The organism is Neoroseomonas eburnea, assembly GCF_018129005.1.
Classification (GTDB): domain Bacteria; phylum Pseudomonadota; class Alphaproteobacteria; order Acetobacterales; family Acetobacteraceae; genus Neoroseomonas; species Neoroseomonas eburnea.
In genome coordinates this window covers 249,059-275,940 of record NZ_JAAEDL010000001.1, presented here as the reverse complement: position 1 = coordinate 275,940, position 26,882 = coordinate 249,059, and the positions used below count along the sequence as shown (strand labels likewise).

The 26,882-nt window shown below is 67.7% G+C and carries 25 protein-coding genes and 2 tRNA genes; all 27 read left to right on the top strand.

Annotated elements, in window-relative coordinates; all coding sequences use genetic code 11:
• The first annotated feature begins 1 nt into the window (after window position 1).
• The 27 genes from GXW74_RS01325 (at window position 2) to GXW74_RS01195 (ending at window position 26,494) form a co-directional block, all read left to right on the top strand.
• Window positions 2–781 (top strand): TatD family hydrolase, encoded by a 780-nt coding sequence (locus GXW74_RS01325; RefSeq protein ID WP_211844459.1) that lies wholly within the window; start codon window positions 2–4, stop codon window positions 779–781.
• The gene (locus GXW74_RS01320; protein ID WP_211844458.1) at window positions 778–1,998 is read left to right on the top strand and encodes a hypothetical protein; all 1,221 of its coding nucleotides are present in this window, start codon (window positions 778–780) and stop codon (window positions 1,996–1,998) included. The genes GXW74_RS01325 and GXW74_RS01320 overlap by 4 nt, the downstream gene beginning before the upstream one ends.
• Window positions 1,995–2,786, top strand: coding sequence for an MBL fold metallo-hydrolase (locus GXW74_RS01315; RefSeq protein ID WP_211844666.1), 792 nt, complete (start codon window positions 1,995–1,997; stop codon window positions 2,784–2,786). Before GXW74_RS01320 ends, GXW74_RS01315 begins: the two co-directional genes overlap by 4 nt.
• 111 nt (window positions 2,787–2,897) lie before the next feature.
• Window positions 2,898–3,545 (top strand): ATP-dependent Clp endopeptidase proteolytic subunit ClpP, encoded by a 648-nt coding sequence (gene clpP, locus GXW74_RS01310; protein WP_211844457.1) that lies wholly within the window; start codon window positions 2,898–2,900, stop codon window positions 3,543–3,545.
• Window positions 3,546–3,645: 100 nt separating this feature from the next.
• Window positions 3,646–4,902: an ATP-dependent Clp protease ATP-binding subunit ClpX gene (gene clpX / locus GXW74_RS01305; RefSeq protein ID WP_211844456.1), complete on the top strand. Its 1,257-nt coding sequence runs from the start codon at window positions 3,646–3,648 to the stop codon at window positions 4,900–4,902.
• 140 nt (window positions 4,903–5,042) lie between these two features.
• A complete protein-coding gene (lon, locus tag GXW74_RS01300; protein WP_211844455.1) occupies window positions 5,043–7,448 on the top strand; it encodes an endopeptidase La in 2,406 nt (801 codons plus the stop codon).
• A 244-nt stretch (window positions 7,449–7,692) separates the two neighbouring features.
• Complete coding sequence (locus GXW74_RS01295) at window positions 7,693–7,965, top strand: HU family DNA-binding protein (RefSeq protein WP_211844046.1); 273 nt, start codon at window positions 7,693–7,695, stop codon at window positions 7,963–7,965.
• Between the two features lie 69 nt (window positions 7,966–8,034).
• Window positions 8,035–8,106, top strand: a tRNA-Val gene (locus GXW74_RS01290).
• Between the two features lie 122 nt (window positions 8,107–8,228).
• Window positions 8,229–8,609 carry a TfoX/Sxy family protein gene (locus GXW74_RS01285; RefSeq protein ID WP_211844454.1) on the top strand — a complete coding sequence of 127 codons (381 nt, stop codon included), beginning with the start codon at window positions 8,229–8,231 and terminating at the stop codon, window positions 8,607–8,609.
• Window positions 8,610–8,777: 168 nt separating this feature from the next.
• Window positions 8,778–8,854, top strand: a tRNA-Asp gene (locus GXW74_RS01280).
• Between the two features lie 227 nt (window positions 8,855–9,081).
• Window positions 9,082–9,450 carry an NADH-quinone oxidoreductase subunit A gene (locus tag GXW74_RS01275; protein ID WP_211844453.1) on the top strand — a complete coding sequence of 123 codons (369 nt, stop codon included), beginning with the start codon at window positions 9,082–9,084 and terminating at the stop codon, window positions 9,448–9,450.
• Between the two features lie 8 nt (window positions 9,451–9,458).
• A complete protein-coding gene (locus GXW74_RS01270; protein WP_211844452.1) occupies window positions 9,459–10,013 on the top strand; it encodes a NuoB/complex I 20 kDa subunit family protein in 555 nt (184 codons plus the stop codon).
• Window positions 10,006–10,671, top strand: a complete 666-nt coding sequence (locus GXW74_RS01265; protein WP_408903854.1) for an NADH-quinone oxidoreductase subunit C — start codon at window positions 10,006–10,008, stop codon at window positions 10,669–10,671. Before GXW74_RS01270 ends, GXW74_RS01265 begins: the two co-directional genes overlap by 8 nt.
• Window positions 10,668–11,894 (top strand): NADH-quinone oxidoreductase subunit D, encoded by a 1,227-nt coding sequence (locus tag GXW74_RS01260; RefSeq protein WP_211844450.1) that lies wholly within the window; start codon window positions 10,668–10,670, stop codon window positions 11,892–11,894. Before GXW74_RS01265 ends, GXW74_RS01260 begins: the two co-directional genes overlap by 4 nt.
• Window positions 11,891–12,514, top strand: a complete 624-nt coding sequence (locus GXW74_RS01255; protein WP_211844449.1) for a complex I 24 kDa subunit family protein — start codon at window positions 11,891–11,893, stop codon at window positions 12,512–12,514. Before GXW74_RS01260 ends, GXW74_RS01255 begins: the two co-directional genes overlap by 4 nt.
• A gap of 3 nt (window positions 12,515–12,517) precedes the next feature.
• Window positions 12,518–13,813 (top strand): NADH-quinone oxidoreductase subunit NuoF, encoded by a 1,296-nt coding sequence (nuoF, locus tag GXW74_RS01250; RefSeq protein WP_211844448.1) that lies wholly within the window; start codon window positions 12,518–12,520, stop codon window positions 13,811–13,813.
• 6 nt (window positions 13,814–13,819) lie between these two features.
• On the top strand, window positions 13,820–15,865 hold the full coding sequence (gene nuoG / locus GXW74_RS01245; protein ID WP_211844447.1) for an NADH-quinone oxidoreductase subunit NuoG: 2,046 nt from the start codon (window positions 13,820–13,822) through the stop codon (window positions 15,863–15,865).
• A gap of 4 nt (window positions 15,866–15,869) precedes the next feature.
• Window positions 15,870–16,880 (top strand): NADH-quinone oxidoreductase subunit NuoH, encoded by a 1,011-nt coding sequence (nuoH, locus tag GXW74_RS01240; protein WP_211844446.1) that lies wholly within the window; start codon window positions 15,870–15,872, stop codon window positions 16,878–16,880.
• Between the two features lie 13 nt (window positions 16,881–16,893).
• Window positions 16,894–17,382, top strand: coding sequence for an NADH-quinone oxidoreductase subunit NuoI (gene nuoI / locus GXW74_RS01235; RefSeq protein ID WP_211844445.1), 489 nt, complete (start codon window positions 16,894–16,896; stop codon window positions 17,380–17,382).
• A 58-nt stretch (window positions 17,383–17,440) separates the two neighbouring features.
• Window positions 17,441–18,127 carry an NADH-quinone oxidoreductase subunit J gene (locus GXW74_RS01230; RefSeq protein ID WP_211844444.1) on the top strand — a complete coding sequence of 229 codons (687 nt, stop codon included), beginning with the start codon at window positions 17,441–17,443 and terminating at the stop codon, window positions 18,125–18,127.
• Window position 18,128: 1 nt separating this feature from the next.
• The gene (nuoK, locus tag GXW74_RS01225; RefSeq protein ID WP_211844443.1) at window positions 18,129–18,437 is read left to right on the top strand and encodes an NADH-quinone oxidoreductase subunit NuoK; all 309 of its coding nucleotides are present in this window, start codon (window positions 18,129–18,131) and stop codon (window positions 18,435–18,437) included.
• A 4-nt stretch (window positions 18,438–18,441) separates the two neighbouring features.
• On the top strand, window positions 18,442–20,358 hold the full coding sequence (nuoL, locus tag GXW74_RS01220; protein WP_211844442.1) for an NADH-quinone oxidoreductase subunit L: 1,917 nt from the start codon (window positions 18,442–18,444) through the stop codon (window positions 20,356–20,358).
• Complete coding sequence (locus GXW74_RS01215) at window positions 20,355–21,866, top strand: NADH-quinone oxidoreductase subunit M (RefSeq protein WP_211844441.1); 1,512 nt, start codon at window positions 20,355–20,357, stop codon at window positions 21,864–21,866. Before nuoL ends, GXW74_RS01215 begins: the two co-directional genes overlap by 4 nt.
• A gap of 4 nt (window positions 21,867–21,870) precedes the next feature.
• Entirely contained in the window at window positions 21,871–23,292 is a 1,422-nt protein-coding gene (gene nuoN / locus GXW74_RS01210) for an NADH-quinone oxidoreductase subunit NuoN (protein ID WP_211844440.1), read from the top strand.
• Entirely contained in the window at window positions 23,289–24,020 is a 732-nt protein-coding gene (locus GXW74_RS01205; protein ID WP_211844439.1) for a biotin--[acetyl-CoA-carboxylase] ligase, read from the top strand. The genes nuoN and GXW74_RS01205 overlap by 4 nt, the downstream gene beginning before the upstream one ends.
• Window positions 24,021–24,023: 3 nt before the next feature.
• On the top strand, window positions 24,024–24,842 hold the full coding sequence (locus tag GXW74_RS01200) for a type III pantothenate kinase (RefSeq protein WP_211844438.1): 819 nt from the start codon (window positions 24,024–24,026) through the stop codon (window positions 24,840–24,842).
• Between the two features lie 5 nt (window positions 24,843–24,847).
• Window positions 24,848–26,494 (top strand): ribonuclease J, encoded by a 1,647-nt coding sequence (locus GXW74_RS01195; protein WP_211844437.1) that lies wholly within the window; start codon window positions 24,848–24,850, stop codon window positions 26,492–26,494.
• Window positions 26,495–26,882 lie beyond the last annotated feature (388 nt).

The following is a 26,882-nucleotide window of genomic DNA, read 5'->3' as shown; positions in this document are numbered from 1 at the left end:
GATGCTCGTCGATAGCCATTGCCACCTCGACTACTATGTCGAGGCCGAGATCGAGCAGGTGATCGCCCGCGCCAGGGAGGCCGGGGTGGGCCGCTTGGTCACCATCGGCGTCCGCATGTCCCAGGCCGCCAAGGTCAAGGAACTGACCGAGCGCTTCCCCGAGGTCTGGGGCACGGTCGGCATCCACCCGCACAATGCCGGGGAGGGTCCGCTGCCCACGCCGGAGGAGATCGCGGCCGAGGCCGACCATCCGCGCATCATCGGCATCGGCGAGAGCGGCCTCGACTACTTCTATGACAAGGCACCGCGCGATGCGCAGGCGGAGAATTTCCGCCGCCACATACGCGCCGCCCGGCTGGCCGGGCTGCCGCTCGCCATCCATGCGCGGCAGGCGGATGAGGACATCCTCGCCATCCTGCGGCAGGAGCGGGAGCAGGGGGGTGATTTCGACTTCCTCCTGCATTGCTTCAGCAGCGGACGGGAACTCGCTGAAAAGTCGGTGGAACTGGGCGGATATGTCTCCTTCTCGGGCATCCTGACCTTTCCGAGGAGCCAGGACATCCGCGACATCGCCCGCGACATGCCGGCGGACAGGCTGCTGGTGGAGACGGATTCACCCTACCTCGCGCCCGTCCCCTTCCGGGGCAAGCGCTGCGAGCCGGGGATGGTGGCGCACACGGCCAAGGTGCTGGCGGAGGTGCGCGGGATGGGAATTGCCGAGCTGGAGGCGCTGACCACCGACAATTTCCACCGGCTGTTCAGGAAGGCGCGCCCGGCGTGAGGCTGGGCGCCGGCCCCGCGGAAGACCGGCCGATCAGGGTGCATGCCCGTGCCCCCCATGGCGGCTTCACCGGCCATGCGGCCGGCCTGCCGCACCTCTATGCGCTGGTCGCGGCATCCGACGGGCCCGAGGTCATCGCGGTGGAAGCTGGCTTCACCGAGCGCCTGCCCACGAACCTCGCCCAGGCGCTCGCCGATCCGGCGACGGCGGCGGCGCTGCGGGGCGGGGCGGCCCTGGTGCTGGACAGCACCCTGGAAGGGCGCGCCTTCGATGCCGAGCTCGCCGGGCAGTTGCATAGGATGCTCGCCGCCGCGGGCGTGGACAGTGGCCGCTGCATCAAATTGACGCAGAACATGAACTACGCGGTACATTATCTTGATTGGACGGCAAAGCAGGGCGTCGACAACCCGATCCAGGTCCGGCCGCTGCATGCGCTGCTGCGCCGCATGGCCCGGCAGGCGCAGCGCCTTCCGGCCGATCGCGCGCCGGCCGCGCTCGACTGGACGGGGGAGGAGGCAGCCGCGCGCTTCCTGTGCCTCAACCATCGCTATGCCGCGCATCGGATCGTCGTGCTCGGGCATCTGCAGGCCTGTGGGGCGATCGCGCGGGGATTGGTCTCCGCCCACCGGGCCCCGCCCGAAGGACGGGTTCCTGCCCGCTGGCAGCGGACGCATGCGGAGCGGCTGGCCGCCTTCCAGGCGCTGCGGCCCGCCCTTCCGCTCACCCTGCCGGAGACGCCCGGCAGGGACTACATCATCGGCTGGGAGGATGAGTGGTATCGTGATACCGCCTTCTCCCTGGTGACCGAATCCGAATTCGTGGGTCCTTCGATCCGGCGGTTCACGGAGAAGTCCCTGAAGCCGTTGGTGGTGGGGCAGCCGATGCTGGTGGCAGGGCAGCCCGGTACCCTCGCCTTGCTGCGAGACCTGGGTTTCAGGAGTTTCGCTCCGTATCTTCGGGAAGACTACGATTCGATCGAGGATCCCGCCCTGCGGATGGATGCCGTGCTCGCCGAGTTCGATCGATTGATGGCCATGCCCGCGTCGGAACTGGCCGCGATGCTGCGGGAGATGCGCCCCCTGCTGGAACACAACATGGCCTGGTTCCGGACCGGCCTGCCGGCGCGGCTTGCGCTGGAGGACCAGGCCGTCCATGCCGCGATCGCGGCCATGGCACGGGCACCCGGCCGGGTGGGCCAAGGATCCTCATGGGGCTGACCGTCACCATTCTCGGCTGCGGCGGGTCCGGCGGCGTTCCTCAGATCGGGGGCGAGGACGGGCGCGGCTGGTGGGGCGCCTGCGATCCCGCGAACCCGCTGAACCGGCGGACCCGGTCTTCCATCGTCGTCGAAGGCGGCGGGGGCGGGCGGCTGCTGGTGGACACCGGCCCCGATCTGCGGGCGCAGATGCTCGCCTGCGGCGTACCCACCGTGGACGCGATCCTCTATACCCACGACCATGCCGACCATATCATGGGCATGGACGAGGTGCGGATCCTCAACCGCATCGCCGGGCGGCCGCTCGAGGCCTTCGGGACGGAACGGACGCTGACCATCCTGAAGCAGCGCTTCGACTATGCCTTCCTGCCCTCGACCGGGCCGATCTTCTACCGGCCGGCAGTGGAACCGATGCCGCTGCGTGCCGGGGATGCCGCGACCATGGCCGGGCACCGGGTGCAGACCTTCCGCCAGGATCATGCGGTGATGGATACGCTCGGCTTCAGGATCGATGGCTTCGCCTATTCGACGGACCTCGTGCATCTGCCGGAGGAGAGCCTGGCGCAGCTTCACGGCCTGGATACCTGGATCGTGGGATGCTTCCAGCGGCGGCCGCACAAGGTGCACGCCAACCTGGACCAGGTCCTGGACTGGGTGGGGCGCCTGCGGCCGCGGCGGACGGTGCTGACGCATATGAGCCCGGACCTCGACCATGACTGGCTGCGCGCCAACCTGCCGCCGGAAGTGGAACCGGGCTTCGACGGGATGCGGATCGAGGTGCCGGTCTGACGCGGGGCCGGAAGGATCGCCGGGCGGGTCTTTCCCGGCCGCGGGGGATGCCCCACATTCGCCATGAAGACGGCGGGCTGATTCGGCACCGTCGGGACGAAAGGACGCGCCATGTTTCGGGATCGTGACCCGGTCGAAGTCTACAACAACACCCTGGTGCCGATGGTCGTCGAGCAGACGGCACGGGGCGAACGGGCATTCGACATCTATTCGCGCCTGCTCAAGGAACGGATCATCTTCCTCACCGGTCCTGTCTTCGATCAGGTTTCTTCGCTGATCTGCGCCCAGCTGCTGTTCCTGGAAAGCGAGAACCCTTCGAAGGACATCGCCTTCTACATCAATTCTCCAGGCGGCGTGGTATCGGCCGGGCTCGCGATGTACGACACCATGCAGTACATCCGTTCCCCGGTTTCCACGGTCTGCATCGGGCAGGCGGCCTCGATGGGGTCGCTGCTGCTCTGTGCCGGGGCCAATGGGAAGCGCTACGCGCTGCCCAACAGCCGGATCATGGTCCACCAGCCCTCCGGCGGCGCCCAGGGCCAGGCGGCCGACATCGAGATCCAGGCCCGCGAGATCCTGAAGCTGCGCCAGCGGCTGAACGAGATCTACGTCAAGCACACCGCCCAGCCGATCGAGGCGATCGAGCGCAAGCTCGACCGCGACAGCTACATGTCGGCCGAGGAGGCCCGCGATTTCGGCCTGGTCGACCACGTCGTCGAACAGCGCCCGGTGCCGGCCGCGGAGGCGGCAAAGACTTGACGGGGCCCGCCCTCCGGGGCGGCTTTCGCTTTTCCCCGGGGCCTTCGGGGGCTACATTCTTGTTGCAGTTTCCCGCACTTCCGGGGAACACGGAGACCGCATGAGCAAGTCCGGCGATTCCAAGAACACCCTCTACTGCTCGTTCTGCGGCAAGTCGCAGCACGAGGTCCGGAAGCTCATCGCCGGGCCGACGGTCTTCATCTGCGACGAGTGCGTCGAACTCTGCATGGACATCATCCGCGAGGAGCACAAGACGCACCTCGTGAAGTCGCGCGACGGCGTCCCGACGCCCAAGGAGATCTGCAAGGTCCTGGACGACTACGTGATCGGCCAGGACCACGCGAAGAAGGTGCTCTCCGTCGCCGTCCACAACCACTACAAGCGGCTGGCGCACGGGGGAAAGAACCCGGACATCGAGATCGCCAAGTCGAACATCCTGCTGGTGGGGCCGACCGGGTCGGGCAAGACGCTGCTCGCGCAGACGCTCGCGCGCATCCTCGACGTGCCCTTCACCATGGCGGATGCGACCACGCTGACCGAGGCCGGCTATGTCGGCGAGGATGTCGAGAACATCATCCTCAAGCTGCTGCAGGCCGCGGACTACAACGTGGAGCGCGCCCAGCGCGGCATCGTCTACATCGACGAGGTCGACAAGATCAGCCGCAAGTCGGACAACCCCTCGATCACCCGCGACGTGAGCGGGGAGGGCGTCCAGCAGGCGCTGCTGAAGATCATGGAGGGCACCGTCGCCTCCGTGCCGCCGCAGGGTGGGCGGAAGCATCCGCAGCAGGAATTCCTGCAGGTGGATACCTCCAACATCCTGTTCATCTGCGGCGGCGCCTTCGCCGGGCTGGAACGGATCATCGGCGCGCGCGGCAAGGGCTCAGGCATGGGCTTCGGCGCCGAGGTGCGCGACCCGGATGAACGCCGCACCGGCGCCATCCTCAAGGAGGTCGAGCCCGAGGACCTGCTGAAGTTCGGCCTGATCCCGGAATTCATCGGCCGCCTGCCGGTCGTCGCGACGCTCGACGACCTGGACGAGAAGGCGCTGATCGAGATCCTGACCAAGCCGAAGAACGCCCTGGTCAAGCAGTACGCCCGGCTGTTCGAGATGGAGGGGGCGAAGCTCACCTTCACCGAGGACGCGCTGAAGGCGGTGGCCACCCGTGCCATTCAGCGCAAGACCGGCGCGCGCGGCCTGCGCTCCATCATGGAAGCCATCCTGCTGTCGACCATGTTCGACCTGCCCGGGCTGGAAGCTGTCGAGGAGGTCGTGGTGAACCGGGAGGTCGCGGAAAGCCGCGCCCAGCCGCTGTTCATCTACGGCGAGCGGCCGGCCGAACAGACCTCGGCATGAACCCGGCGGGGCGCGCAACGGCGCCCTGTCAAGATCTTGAGCGGGCGCCCCGGGGCCCCAACATCCCCTGGAATGCCGTGGCGCCCCGCCCGTGCCGCCCCTTGGGCGGGCCGGGTGCCGACTGTCCCCAGTGAGGTCACATGACGGATACCATCCGCGGCGAACTCCTCCCGGTGCTCCCCCTGAGGGACATCGTGGTGTTCCCGCACATGATCGTCCCCCTCTTCGTCGGCCGCGAGAAGTCGGTCCGCGCGCTCGAGGCGGTGATGAAGGACGACAAGCAGATCCTGCTCGTCGCGCAGAAGAACGCCGCCCAGGACGACCCTGGCGCCGATGACCTGTACCAGATCGGCACCGTCTCGACGGTGCTGCAGCTGCTGAAGCTGCCGGACGGCACGGTGAAGGTGCTGGTCGAAGGCGGCCGCCGCGCCAGGATCGCCGCCTTCAAGGAGACCGCGAACTACTTCGAGGCCTTCGCCGAGCCGATCGAGGAGACCACCGCCGAACCGCGCGAGGCCGAGGCGCTCGCGCGCACCGTGGTTTCCCAGTTCGAGCAGTATATCAAGCTCAACAAGAAGATCGCCCCCGAGGTGCTGGTCTCGATCAACCAGATCGAGGAGCCGGCGAAGCTCGCCGACACCGTCGCCTCGCATCTCGGCCTCAAGATCCCCGAGAAGCAGGAACTGCTGGAGACGCCGTCCGTCACCCAGCGGCTCGAGCGCGTCTTCGCCCATATGGAGGGCGAGATCGGCGTGCTGCAGGTGGAGAAGCGCATCCGCAACCGCGTCAAGCGGCAGATGGAGAAGACGCAGCGCGAGTACTACCTGAACGAGCAGCTCAAGGCGATCCAGAAGGAGCTCGGCGAGGGCGAGGACGGCAAGGACGAGACCGCCGAGCTCGAGGCCAAGATCAAGGCCACCAAGCTGTCGAAGGAAGCGCGCGAGAAGGCGATGCAGGAGCTGAAGAAGCTCCGCACCATGTCGCCGATGAGCGCCGAGGCGACGGTGGTGCGCAACTACCTCGACTGGATGCTGTCGATCCCCTGGAAGAAGCGCTCCAAGGTCCGCAACGACATCGTCGAGGCCGAGAAGGTGCTCGAGGCCGACCACTACGGCCTGGAGAAGGTCAAGGAACGGATCATCGAGTACCTGGCGGTGCAGTCGCGCTCGCCGAAGATCCGCGGGCCGATCCTGTGCCTGGTGGGCCCGCCCGGCGTCGGCAAGACCTCGCTCGGCAAGTCCATCGCCAAGGCGACGGGGCGCAACTTCGTGCGCATGTCGCTCGGCGGCGTGCGGGACGAGGCCGAGGTGCGCGGCCATCGGCGGACCTATATCGGCTCCATGCCCGGCAAGGTGATCCAGGGCATGAAGAAGGCGAAGACGTCCAATCCGCTCTTCCTGCTGGACGAGATCGACAAGCTCGGCGCCGACTGGCGCGGGGATCCGTCGAGCGCGCTGCTGGAGGTGCTGGACCCGGAGCAGAACTCGACCTTCAACGACCACTACCTGGAGGTCGACTACGACCTGTCGGACGTGATGTTCGTGACCACCGCGAACTCGCTCCGCATGCCGCAGCCGCTGCTCGACCGCATGGAGATCATCCGCATCCCCGGCTACACCGAGGATGAGAAGGTCGAGATCGCCAAGCGACACCTGATGAAGAAGGTGAGCGAGGCGAACGGTCTCAAGGAGGGCGAGTGGTCGCTCTCCGACGAGGCGATGCGCGACCTGATCCGCTACTACACGCGCGAGGCGGGCGTGCGGAACCTCGAGCGCGAGATCGCCGGCCTGGCGCGCAAGGCGGTGAAGGAGATCGTCTCCAAGAAGTCGAAGAAGGTCGCGATCACCGCCCGCAACCTCGAGAAGTTCGCCGGCGTGCGGAAGTTCCGCTACGGCGAGGCCGAGGCCGAGGACATGGTGGGCGTGGTCACCGGCCTCGCCTGGACAGAGGTGGGCGGCGAGATCCTGACCATCGAGTCGGTCATGCTGCCCGGCAAGGGCAATGTGAAGACCACCGGCAAGCTCGGCGACGTCATGCAGGAGAGCGTCTCGGCGGCGATGTCCTACGTGCGCAGCCGGGCGACCACCTTCGGCCTGAAGCCGACGATGTTCGAGATGCGGGACATCCATGTGCACGTGCCGGAAGGCGCGACACCGAAGGATGGGCCGTCCGCGGGCATTGCCATGGCGACCTCGATCGTCTCCGTTCTCACCGGAATCCCGGTGCGCCGGGACATCGCCATGACCGGCGAGATCACGCTGCGCGGGCGGGTGCTGCCGATCGGCGGGCTGAAGGAGAAGCTGCTGGCCGCGCTGCGCGCGGGCATCAAGACGGTCTTCATCCCGAAGGAGAACGAGAAGGATCTCGCCGAGATCCCGGACAACGTGAAGAAGGGGCTCGAACTCGTGCCCGTCTCCCACGTGGACGACGTGATCAGCCGGGCGCTGGTGACGAAGCCCGAGCCGATCACCTGGGCGGAGCCGGAGGAAAGCCCGGCGCCGCGCGGGGGCGAGCAGGGGGCGGTCGGATCGGCGCTGCCGCACTGACGCGCCGCGACCTCGGCGAGGTCTGAAAAGCCCCGGCGGAGCATGGCTTCGCCGGGGTTTTCTGTGGAAAACCCAGGCCAGCGTTGCATCCCTGCCGCATGGCGCGCGGAAAATGGCGGTTTTCTGCGGCGAATCGGATGGTCTCTCGTTGACGGTGCGAAAACGCCGCTCCTACTCTCCGCCCCGACCCGGTCGGCCGACTCGCCGACCTGTCATCCGCGCACCAACGGAGGGGGATACCCAGGTGAACAAGCAGGATCTCATCACCGCCGTCGCCGAGGCGGCCGATCTGCCGAAGGCGAAGGCCGGGGACGTCGTGGACGCCGTGTTCGAGGCGATCCAGAAGTCCCTGAAGAAGAAGCAGGAAGTCCGCCTGGTGGGCTTCGGCACCTTCTCGACCTCCAAGCGCAAGGCCGGCAAGGGCCGCAACCCGCGCACGGGCGAGGAGATCAAGATCCCCGCCAGCACGACGGTGCGCTTCAAGGCCGGCAAGGGCCTGAAGGACGCCGTGAACTGATTTCGTCCGCAGGGACGATGCGAGGGCCGGTCCGCAAGGGCCGGCCCTTCGTGCTATAGGGCTCGCAGAGGGCGCTTAGCTCAGCGGTAGAGCGCCTGTCTTACACACAGGATGTCGGCGGTTCGAACCCGTCAGCGCCCATTGTCTCCGCGCCCGCACGGGCGCGGAGACAATCTCCCTCCCCGGAGGCGTGGGGAAGCTGCACCCGTCGGACTTCGCCGCGCTGCGGCCCAGCGCAGGCGACACCACCCGCGGAGGCGCCCATGGTCGCCAGCGACAGTTTTGCCGCCTTCCTGCGGGAGCAGCTCGCCCCGCTCGGCCGCCTCACCATGCGGCGCATGTTCGGCAAGAGCGGCGTCTTCTGCGAAGGCGCAATGCTCGCGATGGTCAGCGATGACGTGCTCTACCTTCGCGTCGACGACGGCAACCGGGAGATGTTCGCGGAGGCGGCCGCCTCGCCGCCCCTCAGCTACGAGAAGGGGAGCGACAGTATCGACCTCTCCTTCTGGCAGGTCCCGGAGCGGTTGCTGGACGATCCGGAGGAGCTCGTCGCCTGGGCCAGGGCGGCGTTGGCAGCCGCTCGGCGCGTCGCCGCGGCGCGGCAGCGGCCGGCGTCGGGGCGCAAGGGCCGGCCTCGCCGATGAGCGCGGCGGCGGGCGACATGGCCAGCTGCCGGCCATCGCTTGTCAGGCCATCCGGGAAGCGCCTTTCGTGGCTGCCCGAACAATCTCCATCCCCCTGCGGAATCACCGCAATCACCCGCTTGACTATCCCCGTGCCAGCCCGTATCCCCCGCCACCTGTCGCGGGCACGCGGGTGTAGCTCAGTTGGTTAGAGCGCCGGCCTGTCACGCCGGAGGTCGCGGGTTCGAGCCCCGTCACTCGCGCCACGCGACGGAAACGAAGGAAAAGCGGCGCCTCGGGGCAACCCGGGCGCCGCTTTCGTTTCCGCCAATGGCCCACGCGCCTCGATCGCAAGTCAGGTTGAAAACACCCTTCCGCGGCCTATGGCGAAGCGCCGCGAGCAGGGCTAATGTCCGGCCGCGCTGCGCTGCGGCATGAGGCCGGGCGCCGCGCTGTCATGCCCGGAATAGGGCAGGGGAGAACCGAGGCGCACATGACCCAGCCCTTGCTGGCAGACTATTTCCCGATCCTCGTCTTCCTCGGCATCGCCGGCGGCATCGCTATCGCCATGGTCGGCGGCGCCTTCCTCGCGGCGCGGCAGAAGCCCTATGCGGAGAAGCTGTCGGCCTACGAATGCGGCTTCGCGCCCTTCGAGGACACGCGCCACCGCTTCGACGTGCGATTCTACCTGGTCGCCATCCTCTTCATCATCTTCGACCTCGAGGTGGCGTTCCTGTTCCCCTGGGCGATCGCGCTCGGGGATATCGGCTGGCTTGGCTTCGGCTCGATGATGGGCTTCCTCTTCGTGCTGACCGTCGGCTTCGTCTATGAGTGGCGCAAAGGCGCCCTGGACTGGGAGTGACGCTGCAGATGAGCGGCACCGGCGAGATCGCCTGGAACAAGGACGCGCTGCCCCCCGGCCCCGCGCAGGACGCGGTGGTGAAGGCGGTGACGGACGAGATGACGGACAAGGGCTTCGTCGTCGCGAACATCGACAAGGTGGTGAACTGGGCGCGCACGGGCAGCCTGTGGCCGATGACCTTCGGCCTGGCCTGCTGCGCGGTGCCGATGATCCACGCCTACATGGCGCGCTACGACCTCGACCGGTTCGGCGTGATCCCGCGCGGGTCGCCGCGGCAGTCGGACGTGATGATCGTCGCCGGCACGCTGACCAACAAGATGGCCCCCGCGCTGCGCAAGGTCTACGACCAGATGTCGGAGCCGCGCTGGGTGATCTCGATGGGGTCCTGCGCGAACGGCGGCGGGTACTACCACTACTCCTACAGCGTGGTGCGCGGCTGCGACCGCATCGTGCCGGTGGATGTCTATGTTCCGGGCTGCCCGCCGACCGCCGAGGCGCTCGTGTACGGCATCCTGCAGCTGCAGAAGAAGATCCGGCGGACGGGGACCATCCTGCGTGGCTGAGAACGAGATCGCGGCCGCGGAGGCCGCGCCCGAGAACCCGCTGCGCACGCTGGGGCTGGCGATCGCCGCCGCTGCCGGCGGCGCGGTGACCGAGGTCGAACTCGCCCGCGGGGGCGCCGAGCTGGTGCTGCGCGCACGGCGCGACTCGCTGATCCCGCTGATGCTGCTGCTGCGCGACGACCCGCGCTTCGCCTTCGAGCAGTGCATGGAGCTCTGCGGCGTCGATTGGCCGGAGAAGCCCGAGCGCTTCGAGGTCGTCTACAACCTGCTCAGCCTGTCCCATAACCACCGCGTCCGCGTGATCGTGACGACGGACGGCGTGGCAAGCGTGCCTTCCGTCGTCGGCATCTGGCCGAGCGCCACCTGGTTCGAGCGCGAGACCTGGGACATGTACGGCGTGGTCTTCGAAGGCCAGCCGGACCTGCGCCGCATCCTGACGGATTACGGCTTCGAGGGGCATCCGCTGCGCAAGGACTTCCCGCTGACCGGCTTCGTCGAATTGCGCTACGACGAGGAGCTGAAGCGCGTGGCCTATGGCCCGGTGCAGCTCACGCAGGAATTCCGCAACTTCGACTACCTCAGCCCCTGGGAAGGCATGACCACGCTTCCCGGCGATGAGAAGGTTCACCTCAACCGTCTGGAGGGGCCGAAGGAATGAGCAGCCAGGCGATCATCCCCGCCGGCGAGGCCGCCGAGTCCGTGACGCGGGCCATAGAGGTCGACAGCCACACCATCAATTTCGGCCCGCAGCATCCGGCCGCGCACGGCGTGCTTCGCCTGGTGCTGGAGATGAAGGGCGAGGTGGTGGAGCGCGCCGATCCGCATGTCGGCCTGCTGCATCGCGGCACCGAGAAGCTGATCGAGCACAAGACCTACATCCAGGCGCTGCCGTATTTCGACCGACTCGACTACGTCGCGCCGATGAGCATGGAGCATTCCTTCGCCATCGCGACGGAGCGCCTGCTCGGCATCGAGGTGCCGGAGCGCGCGCAGTACATCCGCGTACTCTTCGCCGAGTTGTCGCGGCTGCTGAACCACCTGCTCAACATCACCACCTACGCGCTGGACTGCGGCGCCATCACGCCGGCGCTCTGGGGCTTCGAGCAGCGCGAGACGCTGCTGGAATTCTACGAGAACGTCTCGGGCAGCCACTACCATGCGAACTACTTCCGTCCGGGCGGGGTGGCGAAGGACCTGCCGGCGGGCCTCGAGGGCAGGATCAAGGACTGGGCCGTCAAGTTCCCGGCCTTCATGGACGATCTCGAGCGGCTGCTGAGCGAGAACCGCATCTTCAAGCAGCGCACGGTCGATATCGGCGTGATGACGGCGGAGCAGGCGATCGAGTGGGGGTTCTCGGGGCCCTGCCTGCGCGCCTCCGGTTGCGCATGGGACCTGCGCAAGGCGCAGCCCTACGACGTCTATGACCGCATGGAGTTCGACGTGCCCGTCGGCACGCGCGGCGACTGCTACGACCGCTATCTCGTGCGCATGCTCGAGATGAAGGAAAGCCTGAAGATCGTTCACCAGTGCCTCGCTCAGATGAAGCCGGGTCCGGTGAAGGTGCAGGACAACAAGATCGCGCCGCCGAAGCGTTCCGAGATGAAGCGCTCGATGGAGGCGCTCATCCATCACTTCAAGCTCTACACCGAAGGGTATCACGTGCCGGAAGGCGCGACCTACACGGTGACGGAGGCGCCGAAGGGCGAGTTCGGCGTCTATCTCGTGGCGGACGGCACGAACAGGCCGTACCGCTGCAAGATCCGCTCGCCGGGTTACGCGCATCTCCAGGCGATGGAGGTGCTGTCCAAGGGGCACATGCTGGCCGACGCCGTGGCGATCATCGGTTCGCTCGACGTGGTGTTCGGGGAGATCGACCGGTGACTACGCATCATGAGGAGCCGACGAGCTTCGCCTTCGACGCGGAGAGCGAGGCGCAGATCGCCAAGATCGTCGCCCGCTATCCGGAAGGGAAGCAGGCGAGCGCGGTGATCCCGCTGCTCTATGTCGTGCAGAAGCAGATGAAGCGGCAGACCGACAGCGGCTGGGTGCCGCGGGTGGGCATGGATGCGGTGGCCGAACGCCTCGGCATGCCGCCCATCCGCGTCTACGAGGTCGCGACCTTCTACTTCATGTTCAACACCAGGCCGGTGGGCAAGTACCACCTGCAGGTGTGCGGCACGACGCCGTGCTGGCTGCGCGGATCGGACGAGGTGCTGCGCGCCTGCAAGGACGCCGGCGGCGTGAAGCACTATGGCGACACCAGCGAGGACGGGATGTTCACCATGACCGAGGTGGAATGCCTCGGCGCCTGCGTGAACGCTCCGATCCTGCAGGTCGACGACGATTTCTACGAGGACCTCGACTATGAGCGCACGGTCGCGCTGATCGAGGCGCTCAAGCGCGGCGAGCGGCCGAAGCCGGGCAGTTCCATCGGGCGGCTGAACAGCGCACCGGAAGGCGGGCCGCTGGTGCTGACCGACGTGCCGGCGGCGGGGGAATAAGCGATGGCTCTGGCCGACAAGGATCGCATCTTCACCAATCTCTACGGTGCGCAGCCCTGGAACCTCGAAGCGGCGCGCAGGCGCGGCAATTGGGACGGCACGGCCGGCATCATCGCCAAGGGCCGCGACTGGATCGTCGAGGAGATGAAGAGTTCCGGCCTGCGCGGGCGCGGCGGCGCCGGCTTCCCGACCGGCATGAAGTGGTCCTTCATGCCGAAGCAGTCGGATGGCCGGCCGTCCTATCTGGTCGTGAACTGCGACGAATCCGAGCCCGGCACCTGCAAGGACAGGGACATCGTCCGCCACGACCCGCACACGCTGATTGAGGGCTGCCTGCTGGCGGCCTTCGGCATGGGCGCCCATGCGGCCTACATCTACATCCGCGGCGAGTTCTACAACGAGAGCGTCGTGCTCCAGGCCGCGATCGACGAGGCCTATGAGGCGGGACTGCTCGGCAGGAATGCCGCCGGTTCGGGATGGGATTTCGACCTGTACCTGCATCGCGGGGCAGGGGCCTACATCTGCGGCGAAGAGACGGCGCTGATCGAGAGCCTCGAAGGCAAGAAGGGCATGCCGCGGCTGAAGCCGCCATTCCCGGCGGCCGTCGGGCTCTATGGCTGCCCGACCACGGTGAACAACGTCGAGACCATCGCCGTGGTGCCGACCATCCTGCGGCGCGGCGCCTCCTGGTTCAGCTCCTTCGGGCGGCCGAAGAACTCGGGCACCAAGCTCTTCTGCATCCAGGGCCATGTGAACAAGCCCTGCAATGTCGAGGAGGAGATGAGCATCCCGATGCGGGAGCTCATCGAGCGGCACGCCGGCGGGGTGCGGGGCGGGTGGGACAACCTGCTCTGCGTGATCCCGGGCGGGTCGTCCACGCCACTGCTGCCGAAGCACATCTGCGACGACGTGCTGATGGATTTCGACGCGCTGCGCGAGCACAAGTCGGGTCTTGGCACCGCGGCGGTGATCGTGATGGACAAGTCCACCGACATCATCAAGGCGATCGCGCGGCTCGCGGCCTTCTACAAGCATGAGAGCTGCGGCCAATGCACGCCCTGCCGCGAAGGCATGGGCTGGCAGATGCGCCTGATGAACCGCATGGTCGAAGGCAATGCGGAGATCGAGGAGATCGACCTGCTCGAGAACGTCACGCGGCGCATCGAGGGCAACACGATCTGCGCGCTCGCCGATGGCGGCGTCTGGCCGGTGCAGGGGCTGATCCGGCATTTCCGGCCGCTGATGGAAGAACGCATCATGGCCTACAAGGCGCGGCACACGCGCATGGCCGCGGAGTAAGCGGCGATGGCGAAGGTCACGGTTGACGGTATCGAGGTCGAGGTGCCGAACGGCGCCTCCGTGCTGCAGGCCTGCGAGGCGGCGGGGAAGGAGATCCCGCGCTTCTGCTACCATGAGCGGCTGTCCGTCGCGGGCAATTGCCGCATGTGCCTGGTCGAGGTGGAGAAGGCGCCGAAGCCCGTCGCCTCCTGCGCCTATCCCGTCATGGACGGGATGAAGGTGTTCACCGACACGCCGGTGGTGCGCAATGCGCGCCGCGGCGTGATGGAATTCCTGCTGATCAACCACCCGCTCGACTGCCCGATCTGCGACCAGGGCGGCGAGTGCGACCTGCAGGACCAGGCCTATGCCTATGGCTCGGACAGGTCGCGCTACCAGGAACCCAAGCGGGCGGTGAAGGACAAGGATATCGGTCCTCTCATCAAGACGGTGATGACGCGCTGCATCCAGTGCACGCGCTGCGTCCGCTTCTCGGCGGAGGTGGCCGGCACGCCGGAACTGGGCGGGACCAACCGTGGCGAGAACCTCGAGATCGGCACCTATGTCGAGAAGGCGCTGACCTCCGAGCTCTCCGGCAACCTGATCGACATCTGTCCGGTCGGCGCGCTGACCTCGCGGCCCTATGCCTATGTGTCACGGCCGTGGGAGCTGAAGAAGACCGACAGCATCGACGTGCTGGACGCGGTCGGCGCGAATATCCGCGTCGATGCGCGCGGGCCGGAGGTGCTGCGCATCATCCCCCGCGTCAATGAGGCGGTGAACGAGGAATGGATGGCCGATCGCGGCCGATTCTCCTTCGACGGGCTGAAGCGGCGGCGGCTGGACCGGCCCTGGGTGAGGAAGGACGGCAAGCTGACGCCGGCGACCTGGCCGGAAGCCTTCGCGGCGATCGCCAACAGGCTGTCCGCCCTGCCGGGTGAGCGGATCGGCGCGGTGGCCGGCGCGCTGGCGGATGCGGAAAGCACCATCGCGCTGAAAGATCTGATGGCGGCCTATGGCTCGGCGAACCTCGACTGCCGCGACGATTTCGCGGCGATCGATGCGAGCCGGCCGGATTTCTGGCGCTTCAACACCACCATCGCCGGCATCGACGAGGCGGATGCGCTGCTGATCATCGGCTGCGACGTGCGCCGCGAGGCGCCTGTGCTGAATGCGCGCATCCGCAAGCGCTGGACGGCGGGCGGATTCCCCGTGGGCTTCGTCGGCCCGCGTGGCGTGGACCTGACCTACCCGGCGCAGCATCTGGGCGGGAACCTGGCGGCGCTGGAAGGTTCGGCCTTCCTCGAGACGCTGAAGGCGGCGCGGAAGCCGATGCTGATCCTCGGCCGCGGCGCGCTGCAGCGGCCGGATGGCGCGGCGGTGCTGGCCGCGGCCTGGAAGATCGCCGCCGAGACCGGGATGCTGACGCCCGACTGGCACGGCTTCAACCTGCTGCACCTGTTCGGCGGGCAGGCCGGCGCGCTGGAACTCGGCTTCGTGCCGGGGCAGGGCGGCAAGGACCTCAAGGCGATGCTGGCCGGCGGCGTCGATGCGATGTGGCTGCTGAATGCGGACGGCTTCGACCCGGCGCGCATCCCCGCGGGCACCTTCGTGATCTACCAGGGGCACCACGGCGATGCGATGGCGGCGCGCGCCGACGTCATCCTTCCCGGCGCAGCCTATACCGAGAAGGACGCGACCTGGGTGAACACCGAAGGTCGTGCGCAGCGCGGGCGCCTGGCGATCTTCCCGCCGGGCGAGGCGAAGGAGGACTGGCGCATCATCCGCGCCTTCAGCGAGGGCGTCGGCAAGACACTGCCCTATGCCGATGCGGATGCCCTGCGCGCGCGGCTGGCGGAAGCAAGCGCGGTCTTCTCGCGAGTGGGGGAGGTGGCGCGCGGCGGCTGCACCGACGCGACCGGCCCGGCAGGCGATGCCGGCGCGGTCAACACCATGGCCTTCGCGCTGCCGATCCCGGTCTATCACCTGGCGGACGTGATCAGCCGGGCGTCGGACGTGATGGCGCAATGCGCCGCGGTCTACGGGCCGGCACCGGCGCTGGCGGCGGAGTGACGTGATGGACTTCTTCTTCACCCACCCGATCGGGATCCTGATCCTGACCGTCGTGAAGGCGCTGGCGCTGCTGGTGCCGCTGCTGATCGGCGTCGCCTACCTCACCTATGCGGAACGCAAGGTGTTGGCGGCGATGCAGATGCGGAAGGGGCCGAACGTGGTCGGTCCCTTCGGCCTGCTGCAGCCCTTCGCCGATGCCATCAAGATGCTGATGAAGGAGACCATCGTGCCCGCTGGCGCGAACCGGGTCCTCTTCCTGCTGGCGCCGATGCTGACCTTCACGCTGGCGATGCTGGCCTGGGCGGTCATCCCGGTGAACGACGGCTGGGCGATCGCCGACATCAATGTCGGCGTGCTGTACCTCTTCGCGATCAGCTCGCTCGGCGTCTACGGCGTGATCATCGCGGGCTGGGCGTCGAACTCGAAATACGCCTTCCTCGGCGCGCTGCGTTCGGCCGCGCAGATGGTCTCCTACGAAGTCTCGATGGGCTTCGTGATCGTGACCGTGCTGCTCTGCGTCGGCTCGCTCAACCTGACCGAGGTGGTCCGGGCGCAGCAGAATGTGTGGTTCGCCATTCCGCTGTTCCCGATGTTCATCATCTTCTTCATCTCGACGCTGGCGGAGACCAACCGCGCGCCCTTCGACCTGCCGGAAGGCGAGTCCGAGCTCGTCGCCGGCTTCTTCGTCGAATACAGCTCGATGTCCTTCGCGCTGTTCTTCCTCGGCGAATACGCGAACATGATCCTGATGTCGTCGCTGACGACGATCCTGTTCCTGGGCGGGTGGCTGCCGCCGATCGACATCGCGCCTTTCAACTGGGTGCCGGGGCCGATCTGGTTCGTGGCCAAGATCTGCCTCTGCCTGTTCACGTTCATCTGGGTCCGCGCGACCTTCCCGCGCTACCGCTACGACCAGCTCATGCGCCTGGGCTGGAAGGTGTTCCTGCCTTTCAGCCTGGTGTGGCTGGTCATCACGGCGGCGGTGCTGAAGCTGACCGGCTGGCTGCCGGCTTGATGGGGCTCTGACCATGGCAACCCTCGACCGCGCCGCACGCAGCCTCCTGCTCTCCGAGCTCGTCTCGGGGATGGCGCTGACGCTGAAGTACTTCTTCAAGAAGAAGGCGACGCTGAACTACCCGTATGAGCGCGGGCCGCTCGGGCCCCGCTTCAAGGGGGAGCACGCGCTGCGCCGCTACCCCAACGGGGAGGAGCGCTGCATCGCCTGCAAGCTGTGCGAGGCCGTCTGCCCCGCCCAGGCCATCACCATCGAGGCCGAGCCGCGCGAGGACGGATCCCGCCGCACCACGCGCTACGACATCGACATGACGAAGTGCATCTACTGCGGCCTCTGCGAGGAGGCCTGCCCGGTCGATGCCATCGTCGAAGGCCCGAACATGGAGTTCGCCGCCGAGACCCGCGAGGAGCTGATCTACACCAAGGAGAAGCTGCTCGATAACGGCGACCGCTGGGAGCCGATGCTCGCCGAGCGGCTCCGCCTCGACGCCCCGTACCGCTGACCACCGCGGCCCAGCAGGACCCGACCATGACCCGACTGCCCCAGGAAGGAGAGAGCCCGTGATCGCCGCTCTCGCCTTCTACGTCTTCGCCGCCATCCTGATCGCATCCGCCGTCATGGTGGTGACCAGCCGCAACCCCGTGCACAGCGTGCTGTTCCTGATCCTGGCCTTCTTCAACGCCGCGGCGCTGTTCCTGATCGCAGGGGCGGAATTCCTGGCGATGATCCTGGTCATCGTCTACGTCGGTGCGGTCGCGGTGCTCTTCCTCTTCGTCGTGATGATGCTGGACATCGACTTCGCGCAGTTGCGCGAGGGCTTCCAGCGCTACGCGCCGATCGGGGCCGTGGTCGGCGGCATCCTGTTCCTCGAACTGGTGATGGTCGTCGGCGCCTGGCGCTTCGCGCCGGAGGCGGCGGCGCTGCGGGTGAACCCCGCGCCGGCCGGGGTGACGAATGCCGAGGCGCTCGGGCAGATCCTCTACACGGACTACGTCTACCTGTTTCAGGCCTGCGGCCTGATCCTGCTGGTGGCGATGATCGGCGCGATCGTGCTGACGCACCGGACGCGGCCGGGCACGCGCCGGCAGAACATCGCCGAGCAGGTCGCGCGCGCGGGCTCCGTTTCCCTCCGCGCCGTGCCGCTGGGCGCGGGACTGAAGGAGATCGGCATCGCCCGCCCGCCGGCGCCCGAGGAGGCGAAGCCGAAGCAGGTGGAGCACCACCACGGACACGGGGGGCACCACTGAGATGGCCGTCTCTCTCGCGCATTTCCTGACCGTCTCGGCGATCCTGCTGGTCCTCGGGGTGTTCGGCATCTTCCTGAACAGGAAGAACGTCATCGTCATCCTGATGTCGGTGGAACTGATCCTGCTCGCCGTGAACCTGAACCTGGTGGCCTTCTCCGCCGCGCTCGGCGACCTGACGGGCCAGGTCTTCGCGATGTTCATCCTGACGGTGGCAGCCGCCGAGGCGGCGATCGGGCTCGCCATCGTGGTCATCTACTTCCGCAACCGCGGAACGATCGAGGTCGAGGATATCTCGACCCTGAAGGGTTGAAGCGATGTTCGCAGGCGCCGTCTTCTTCCCGCTGCTGGGTTCCGCGATCGCCGGCTTCTTCGGCCGCTGGATGGGCGACAGGGCCGCGCAGATGACCACGGTCATCTGCATGGTGCTCGCCGCGATCTGCGGCCTGGCCGCCTTCTACCAGGTTGCGCTCGGCCACGCACCGCAGACCGTGGATATCTTCACCTTCCTCGACGTGGGCGGGTTCGAGGTGTCCTGGGCGCTGCGCTATGACACGCTGTCGGCCGTGATGGTCGGCATGGTGACGCTGATATCGACGCTGATCCACATCTACAGCGTCGGCTACATGTCGCACGATCCGACAACGCCGCGCTTCTTCGCCTATCTCTCGCTCTTCACCTTCATGATGCTCATGCTGGTGACGGCGGACAACCTGGTGCAGCTCTTCTTCGGCTGGGAAGGCGTCGGCCTCGCGAGCTACCTGCTGATCGGCTACTGGTACGAGAAGGAGAGCGCCTGCGCCGCGGCGATCAAGGCCTTCATCGTCAACCGCGTCGGCGACCTCTTCTTCATGCTCGGCCTGGCATTGACCTTCTGGACCTTCGGTTCGGTCGAGTTCGCCACCATCTTCGGCAGCATCGATCAGCACAAGGACGCGACCTTCGCGGGCCTGCCGGCCTACGAGGTGATCTGCGTGCTGCTGTTCCTCGGTGCCTGCGGCAAGTCGGCGCAGCTTGGCCTGCACACCTGGCTGCCGGATGCGATGGAAGGTCCGACGCCGGTCTCCGCGCTGATCCATGCGGCGACCATGGTGACGGCGGGGGTCTTCCTGGTGGCGCGCATGTCGCCGGTGTTCGAATACGCGCCGATGGCGCTCGCGCTGGTCACCGTGGTCGGTGCCTCCACCGCGCTCTTCGCGGCGACGATCGGCTGCGTGCAGAACGACATCAAGCGCATCATCGCCTATTCGACCTGCTCGCAGCTCGGCTACATGTTCTTCGCCGCCGGGGTGGGGGCCTACCAGGGCGCGATCTTCCACCTCTTCACCCACGCCTTCTTCAAGGCGCTGCTGTTCCTGGGCGCGGGTTCCGTCATCCATGCGATGTCGGACGAGCAGGACATCCGCAGGATGGGCGGCATCTGGCGGAAGATCCCGGTCACCTACGCAGTGATGTGGGTCGGCTCCCTGGCGCTCGCGGGCGTACCCTTCTTCGCCGGCTACTTCTCGAAGGACTTCGTGCTGGAGGCCGCCTTCGCGTCGCATTCCGGCGTTGGCATGTACGCCTTCGCCTGCGGCATCATCGCCGCCTTCCTCACCGCCTTCTACTCCTGGCGCCTGATCATCCTGACCTTCCACGGCAAGCCGCGCGCCGACCACCACACGATGCAGCACGTGCACGAGAGCCCGGCCGTGATGCTGGTCCCGCTGCTGGTGCTGGCGGCCGGCGCCATCGGCATCGGTGCGCTGTTCGCCGAGAACTTCGTCGGCCACCACTGGGAGCAGTTCTGGAACGGCGCCATCGTCAACGCCCCGCACAACCACATCATGCACGACGCGCACGAGGTCCCGTCCTGGGTGCCGCTCGCGCCGACCGTGGTGGGGCTGGCGGGCATCGCGCTCGCCTACATCCTCTACATGCTGCTGCCGAGCGTGCCCGGAAAGCTCGCCGAGACTTTCGGTGGCGTGTACCGTTTCCTGCTGAACAAGTGGTACTTCGACGAACTGTATGACGCGATCTTCGTCCGTCCCGCCCGCGCGCTCGCCCGCGTGCTGTGGCAGACGGCGGATGCCCGCATCATCGACGGCGTGCCCAACGGCGCGGCCTCGCTTGCCACCGACGTGGCGCAGGGCGCGGTGCGCATCCAGACCGGGCGCGTCGCCAACTACGCCTTCGTCATGATCGCGGGTCTCGCGGTCTTCGTCTCCATCCTCGTCTTCGGTGCCGCACGATGAACGCCGCCGGCTTTCCGCTGCTCAGCCTGCTCACCTTCCTGCCATTGGCAGGGGCGGCCTTCATCCTGGCGCTGCGCGGGGATGACAAGGTCGTCGCCGAGAACGCGCGCTGGACCGCCCTCTGGACCAGCCTGATCGTCTTCGCGCTGTCGCTGATCCTGTGGTTCCAGTTCGACAAGGCCGATGCCGGCTTCCAGTTCGTGGAGCGGCTCGACTGGATGTCGGAGTTCGGCATCACCTACCACATGGGGGTGGACGGCATCTCGGTGCTGTTCGTCCTGCTCTCCACCCTGCTGACGCCGATCTGCATCCTCGCGTCCTGGGAGTCGGTGCAGGTTCGCGTGCGCGAGTACATGGTCGCCTTCCTCGTCCTCGAGACGATGATGGTCGGCATGTTCGCAGCCCTCGACTTCATCGTCTTCTACGTCTTCTTCGAAGGCGTGCTGATCCCGATGTTCCTGATCATCGGGGTCTGGGGCGGCAAGCGGCGGGTCTATGCCTCCTTCAAGTTCTTCCTCTACACGCTGCTCGGCTCGGTGCTGATGCTGCTGGCGATCCTGCTGCTGTGGTACCGCGCCGGCACGACCGACATCCCCGCGCTGTTCCAGCATGCCATCCCGCCGGCGCTGCAGACCTGGATCTTCCTCGCCTTCTTCGCGTCCTTCGCGGTGAAGGTGCCGATGTGGCCCTTCCACACCTGGCTGCCGGACGCGCACGTGGAAGCGCCGACGGCGGGCTCGGTCATCCTGGCGGGCGTGCTGCTGAAGATGGGTGCCTATGGCTTCCTGCGCTTCAGTCTGCCGATGCTGCCGCAGGCCTCGGCCGATTTCGCGCCCTTCATCTACGTCCTGTCCATCGTCGCCGTCGTCTACACCTCCCTGGTGGCGCTGGCGCAGGAGGACATGAAGAAGCTGATCGCCTATTCCTCGGTGGCCCACATGGGCATCGTCACCCTCGGCATCTTCACCTTCAACGTGCAGGGGCTGTCGGGGGCACTGTTCCAGATGCTCTCCCACGGCGTGGTCTCGGGCGCGCTCTTCCTCTGCGTCGGCGTGCTCTACGACCGCGTGCACAGCCGCGAGATCGCGCGCTATGGCGGGGTCGCGAAGATCATGCCGGCCTACGGCGTGATCTTCATGCTCTTCACCATGGCCTCGGTCGCGCTGCCGGGCCTCGCCGGCTTCCCGGGCGAACTGCTGGTGATCGTCTCGGCCTGGAAGGTGAACCCCTGGGTCGCGTTCGGGGCGGCACTCGGCATGATCCTGGGTGCGGCCTACATGCTCTACCTCTACAAGCGCGTCGCCTTCGGGCGCGTCACGAAGGACGACCTCCTCGGGCTGCTCGACATGTCGCCGCGGGAGCACGCGGTCTTCGCGCCGCTGGTTATCCTGGCGGTGTGGATGGGCGTGTCGCCGCAATCCTTCCTTTCCTTCTTCGAAGCCTCGGTGACTGCGCTCGTGGCACGGCACGAAGCCGCGCTCGGCGCGGCCCGCCTGGCGGGGATGTGACCCGATGAACTGGACCCTCGCCCTGCCGGAACTCGTCCTGGCGCTTTCGGGCCTCGCCATCCTCGGGGTCGGCGTCGTGCCGAAGCGCAACGCCTTCTTCGCCAGCGCCATGGCGACGGTGGGCGCCTTCCTGGTGACCGCGGTGCTGGTGCTCGGCGCCCCGGAAGGCACCGCCTTCGGCGGGCAGTTCGTCTCCGACGCCTTCTCCCGCTTCGCCAAGGTGCTGGTGCTGCTGGGCGCGGCGGCAGGCGTCGTGCTCTCGCTCGACTACAACGAAAAGGAGGGGCTGGACCGGTTCGAGTATCCGGTGCTGCTGCTCTTCGCCACGCTCGGCATGATGGTCATGGTCTCGGCCAACGACCTGATGACGCTCTACATCGGGCTCGAGCTGCTCTCGCTCAGCCTCTATGTCGTCGCCGCCTTCAATCGCGATGACGAGCGTTCGGCGGAAGCCGGCCTCAAGTACTTCGTGCTCGGTGCGCTGGCATCGGGGTTGCTGCTCTATGGCTCCTCGCTGGTCTACGGCTTCGCCGGCACGACGTCCTTCGATCGCATCGCCGATGCCCTGTCGGATCCGGCCAGGGCCTCCGCCGGCGTCGTGGTCGGCCTGGTCTTCGTGATCGTCGGCCTCGCCTTCAAGGTTTCGGCCGTGCCGTTCCACATGTGGACGCCCGATGTCTATGAGGGTGCGCCGACCCCGGTCACCGCCTTCTTCGCCGCCGCGCCGAAGGTTGCCGCCATTGCCCTGTTCGCCCGCGTGCTGGGCGGCCCCTTCGGGGATCTCGCCGGCCAGTGGCAGCAGGTGATCGTGCTGGCCTCGCTGCTCTCGATGGTGCTGGGTGCCTTCGCCGCCATCGGGCAGCAGAACATCAAGCGACTGATGGCCTATTCCTCGATCGGCCATGTCGGCTACGCGCTCGTGGGCCTCGCCAGCGCGTCGGAGGCCGGCATGCGCGGCCTGCTCATTTACATGGCGATCTACCTGCTGATGAACCTTGGCGCCTTCGCGGTGCTGGTGGCAATGCGCCGGCAGGGCAGGGCGGTCGAGAAGGTCTCCGACCTCGCCGGCCTGGCCAGGACCGACCTGTCGATGGCGGTCTGGATGGCGGTCTTCATGTTCTCGATGGCAGGCATCCCGCCGCTGGCGGGCTTCTTCGGCAAGATGTTCGTCTTCAAGGCGGCGGTCGATGCAGGGCTGTGGACGCTCGCCATCGTCGGGGTGCTGTCCTCGGTCGTCTCGGCCTTCTATTACCTGCGCATCGTGAAGGTGATGTTCTTCGACGAGCCCGCCGGGGCGCTCGATGCGCGCCCGGCGAGCACATCCTTCGTGATGGCGGCCTCGGGGCTCTTCACCACGCTGTTCTTCCTCTACCCGGCGCCGCTGGTCGCCGCCGCGCAGGCGGCCGTCGCCGCCCTGCTGGGGTGATTCCGCCTCGCTTCCGGCTGCGCGTCCACGAGGAGCTATCGAGCACCTCGGACCTGGTTGCGCAGCTCGCCGAGGCCGGGGAGCCGGACGGGGCGGCCGTGCTCGCGCGGCGCCAGACCGCTGGTCGCGGTACCCAGGGCAGGGCCTGGGACAGCCGCGTCGGCAATCTGCACCTCTCGATCCTGCTGCGCCCATCGGGCTCCCTGCGGGACGCGCCGCAATGGGCGCTGCTCGCGGCCGTGGCGCTGGCCGATGCCGTCGCGCCGCTGCTGCCGGACCCCGCTTCGCTCCGGCTGAAGTGGCCGAACGACCTGCTGCTGAACGGCGCCAAGATGGCCGGCATTCTCGCCGAGGCGACGGCCGACCAGCGTGGCGGCATCGCCTGGCTCTCCCTCGGCATCGGCGTGAATCTCGCGCATGCGCCACAGGTCCCGGGCCGCGCCACGGCCTGCCTGGCCGATCTGGGCGGTCCGGTGCCGGCGCCCGAGGCCTTCGCCGGCGACCTGCTCGCCGCCCTCGACCATTGGCGCGACCGGCAACAGGCCGAAGGCTTCGCGGCGATCCGTGCTGCCTGGCTCGCCCGCGGACCGGCGCCGGATGCCGAACTTGTCGTCCGCCGTGGCGCCGACGTGATCACCGGCCGTTTCGCAGGGCTCGCCGAGGATGGCGGCCTGCTGCTCACCAGCGATGGCCGCCTGCGCGCCATCGTTTCCGGAGAGGTCGCCTGACCCATGCTGCTCGCCATCGACGCCGGCAACACCAATGTCGTCTTCGCCGTCCATGACGGGAAGGAATGGCGTGGCCGCTGGCGCATCGCGACGCGTGCCGACCGCACCTCGGACGAATACGCCGTCTGGCTGCTCGCGCTGCTGCAGCATGTCGGGCTCAACCCGAACCAGATCCTGCGCTGCGTGATCGGCACCGTGGTGCCGGCGGCGCTGTACAACCTGCGCCGGCTCTGCCGCGACTGGTTCGACACCGAGCCGCTGATCGCCCGCGCGCCGCTCAACTGGGGCTTCGACATCCGCGTCGACCAGCCGAACGAGGTCGGCGCCGACCGCCTGCTCAATGCGCTTGCGAGCCACACGCATTACGGCGGCCCGCTGGTGGTGATCGACTTCGGCACCGCCACAACCTTCGACGTGGTGGATTCCGACGGCGCCTATCTGGGCGGCGTCATCGCCCCGGGCATCAACCTCTCGATCGAGGCGCTGCACCGTGCCGCCGCCCGTCTGCCGCGCATCGGCATCGGCCGGCCGCAGGCCGTCATCGGCCGCTCGACCGTGCCGGCCATGCAGTCGGGCATCTATTGGGGCTATGTCGGCCTGATCGAGGGCATCGTCGCCCGCATCAAGGCCGAATATGGCGGGCCGCTGAAGGTGATCGGCACCGGCGGCCTGGCGCCGCTCTTTGCCGAGGGCACCCTTGTCATAGAAAAGACAGACCCCGACATCACATTGGAAGGCCTGCGGCTGCTCGCGGACCGCAACCCGCCCCCCGTCTTCCACCACAGCGCATTGCGCGACCCCCTCCGATCGGATTCCGACTGAACCAGATGAACGCCGTTTCCGGCGACCTCGCCTTCCTCCCGCTGGGCGGGACCGGCGAGATCGGCATGAACCTCAACGTCTATCGCTGTGACGGCGCGCTGCTCGCGGTCGATTGCGGCATCGGCTTCGCCGGGCGCGACAACCCGGAGGTGGACGTCATGGTTCCCGACCCGGTCTGGCTCGCGGAACGCCGCGACCGCCTGGTGGGCCTGGTGATCACTCATGCGCATGAGGACCATCTCGGCGCCGTCGTGCATCTCTGGCGGCAGTTCCGCTGCCCGGTCTACGCGACGCCCTTCGCCGCGGCCGTGCTGACGCGCAAGCTCACCGAAGCCGGGATGATCCAGGAGGTCCCGCTGGTGGTGACGCAGCCGCGGGCACGCTTCGCCCTTGGGCCCTTCGACCTGCAGTACCTGCCGGTCGCGCATTCGGTGCCGGAATCCCAGGCGCTGGTGCTGCGCACCCGGCACGGCACGGTGCTGCACACCGGCGACTGGAAGCTTGACCCCGACCCGCTGGTCGGTCCCCGCACGGACGAAGCCGCCTTCGCCGCGCTGGGCGAGGAGGGCGTGCTCGCCATGGTCTGCGATTCCACCAACGCCATGGTGGAAGGCCATTCGGGCAGCGAGGCCGAGGTCCGGCGCAACCTTGCCGCGCTGATCCGCGGGATGAAGGGGCGCGTCGCCGTCACCGGCTTCGCCTCCAACGTGGCGCGGATGGAATCGATCGCGCTCGCCGGCCGCGCGGCGGGGCGGCAGGTCGCGTTGTTCGGGCGGTCGCTGCGCAACATCGAGGCGGCGGCGCGGGAATGCGGCTACCTGAAGTCCATCCCGCCCTTCGTGCCGGAGGACGAGGCCGGCTACCTGCCCGATGACGAACTCCTGTTGATCTGCACCGGCAGCCAGGGCGAACCACGCTCCGCCATGGCCAAGATCGCCGAGGACACCCACCCCAACATCGCGCTCGGGGAGGGGGACACGGTCATCTTCTCCTCCCGCCGCATCCCCGGGAATGAGCGCGCGATCCAGCGCATCCAGGACGGGCTGGTGCGCCGCGGCTGCCGCGTGATGACGGATGAGGACCACATGGTCCATGTCTCCGGCCACCCGGCGCGGGATGAGCTGAAGCGCCTCTATGCCCTGGTGAAGCCGCGCTATTCCGTGCCGGTGCATGGCGAGTGGCGCCACATGCAGGAACACGCCGCGCTCGCCACCGAATGCGGCGCCATCCCCTTCCTGGTCGAGGATGGCGACGTGCTGCGGCTTTCCGGCAACCGTCCGGAGGTGGTGGAAGGCGTGCCCGCCGGGCGGCTCGCGGTGGATGGCGACCGGCTGCTGCCCTTCGATGGCTCGATCATCGCTGCGCGCCGGCGGATGATGTTCAACGGCGTGGTGATGGCCTCGCTGGCGGTGGATGGGCAGGGGCGGGTGCTCGGGGAACCGCAGGTCTCCGCCCCCGGCCTGTTCGAGACCGGCGACCCGGAGCCCGCGCTGATCGCCGCCGAGCTTCGCCGCGTCGTCTCGGAACTGCCCGTGGCGCTGCGGCGGGAGGATGACCAGTTGCGGGAGACGGCGCGCAGCGCGCTGCGCAAGGCGCTCGGCCGCCGGCTGCGCAAGCGGCCGACGGTCGAGATCCATCTGCTGCGGGTCTGATGCCGCGGAGATCCTTGCGGCATCGGCAGACCGGAGCCGTCGCCGCCGGCCAATGCGTACAGCTGCGGTTCCGGCAGGTCTGCGCGGATGGCTTGCAGACGGTTCCGGGAGGGACGCCGCCCCTCTCGGGCGCTCCCAGCCAAAGGCCGAAAGGCCGCTGGAACCCGATACCCGGGTCATGATGAGTGCTGAGAGTCCACCGCATCAGTTTGGAACCGCGCCGTGCGGCGCTTTTCCATGTCCAGCACCAGCCCCCCCACCCGGCCACCCACGCCAGTATCCTGGAATGGGTGGCCGGATGGGGGGGCGGGCCGCTGCCGGACCTTCCAAACGGTCTCTGAGGGCCGTCTCCCTTGATGGGGAGTTCGGGGGGCGGCGGCGTCCTTCA

Bases quoted from the DNA above. Each gene is read 5' to 3' on its own strand.
- GXW74_RS01325 (WP_211844459.1), top strand. From the start codon at position 2: ATGCTCGTCGATAGCCATTGCCACCTCGACTACTATGTCGAGGCCGAG.
- clpP (WP_211844457.1), top strand. From the start codon at position 2,898: ATGTTTCGGGATCGTGACCCGGTCGAAGTCTACAACAACACCCTGGTG.
- clpX (WP_211844456.1), top strand. From the start codon at position 3,646: ATGAGCAAGTCCGGCGATTCCAAGAACACCCTCTACTGCTCGTTCTGC.
- lon (WP_211844455.1), top strand. From the start codon at position 5,043: ATGACGGATACCATCCGCGGCGAACTCCTCCCGGTGCTCCCCCTGAGG.
- GXW74_RS01285 (WP_211844454.1), top strand. From the start codon at position 8,229: ATGGTCGCCAGCGACAGTTTTGCCGCCTTCCTGCGGGAGCAGCTCGCC.
- GXW74_RS01275 (WP_211844453.1), top strand. From the start codon at position 9,082: ATGACCCAGCCCTTGCTGGCAGACTATTTCCCGATCCTCGTCTTCCTC.
- GXW74_RS01270 (WP_211844452.1), top strand. From the start codon at position 9,459: ATGAGCGGCACCGGCGAGATCGCCTGGAACAAGGACGCGCTGCCCCCC.
- GXW74_RS01260 (WP_211844450.1), top strand. From the start codon at position 10,668: ATGAGCAGCCAGGCGATCATCCCCGCCGGCGAGGCCGCCGAGTCCGTG.
- nuoF (WP_211844448.1), top strand. From the start codon at position 12,518: ATGGCTCTGGCCGACAAGGATCGCATCTTCACCAATCTCTACGGTGCG.
- nuoG (WP_211844447.1), top strand. From the start codon at position 13,820: ATGGCGAAGGTCACGGTTGACGGTATCGAGGTCGAGGTGCCGAACGGC.
- nuoH (WP_211844446.1), top strand. From the start codon at position 15,870: ATGGACTTCTTCTTCACCCACCCGATCGGGATCCTGATCCTGACCGTC.
- nuoI (WP_211844445.1), top strand. From the start codon at position 16,894: ATGGCAACCCTCGACCGCGCCGCACGCAGCCTCCTGCTCTCCGAGCTC.
- nuoK (WP_211844443.1), top strand. From the start codon at position 18,129: ATGGCCGTCTCTCTCGCGCATTTCCTGACCGTCTCGGCGATCCTGCTG.
- nuoL (WP_211844442.1), top strand. From the start codon at position 18,442: ATGTTCGCAGGCGCCGTCTTCTTCCCGCTGCTGGGTTCCGCGATCGCC.
- GXW74_RS01215 (WP_211844441.1), top strand. From the start codon at position 20,355: ATGAACGCCGCCGGCTTTCCGCTGCTCAGCCTGCTCACCTTCCTGCCA.
- nuoN (WP_211844440.1), top strand. From the start codon at position 21,871: ATGAACTGGACCCTCGCCCTGCCGGAACTCGTCCTGGCGCTTTCGGGC.
- GXW74_RS01200 (WP_211844438.1), top strand. From the start codon at position 24,024: ATGCTGCTCGCCATCGACGCCGGCAACACCAATGTCGTCTTCGCCGTC.
- GXW74_RS01195 (WP_211844437.1), top strand. From the start codon at position 24,848: ATGAACGCCGTTTCCGGCGACCTCGCCTTCCTCCCGCTGGGCGGGACC.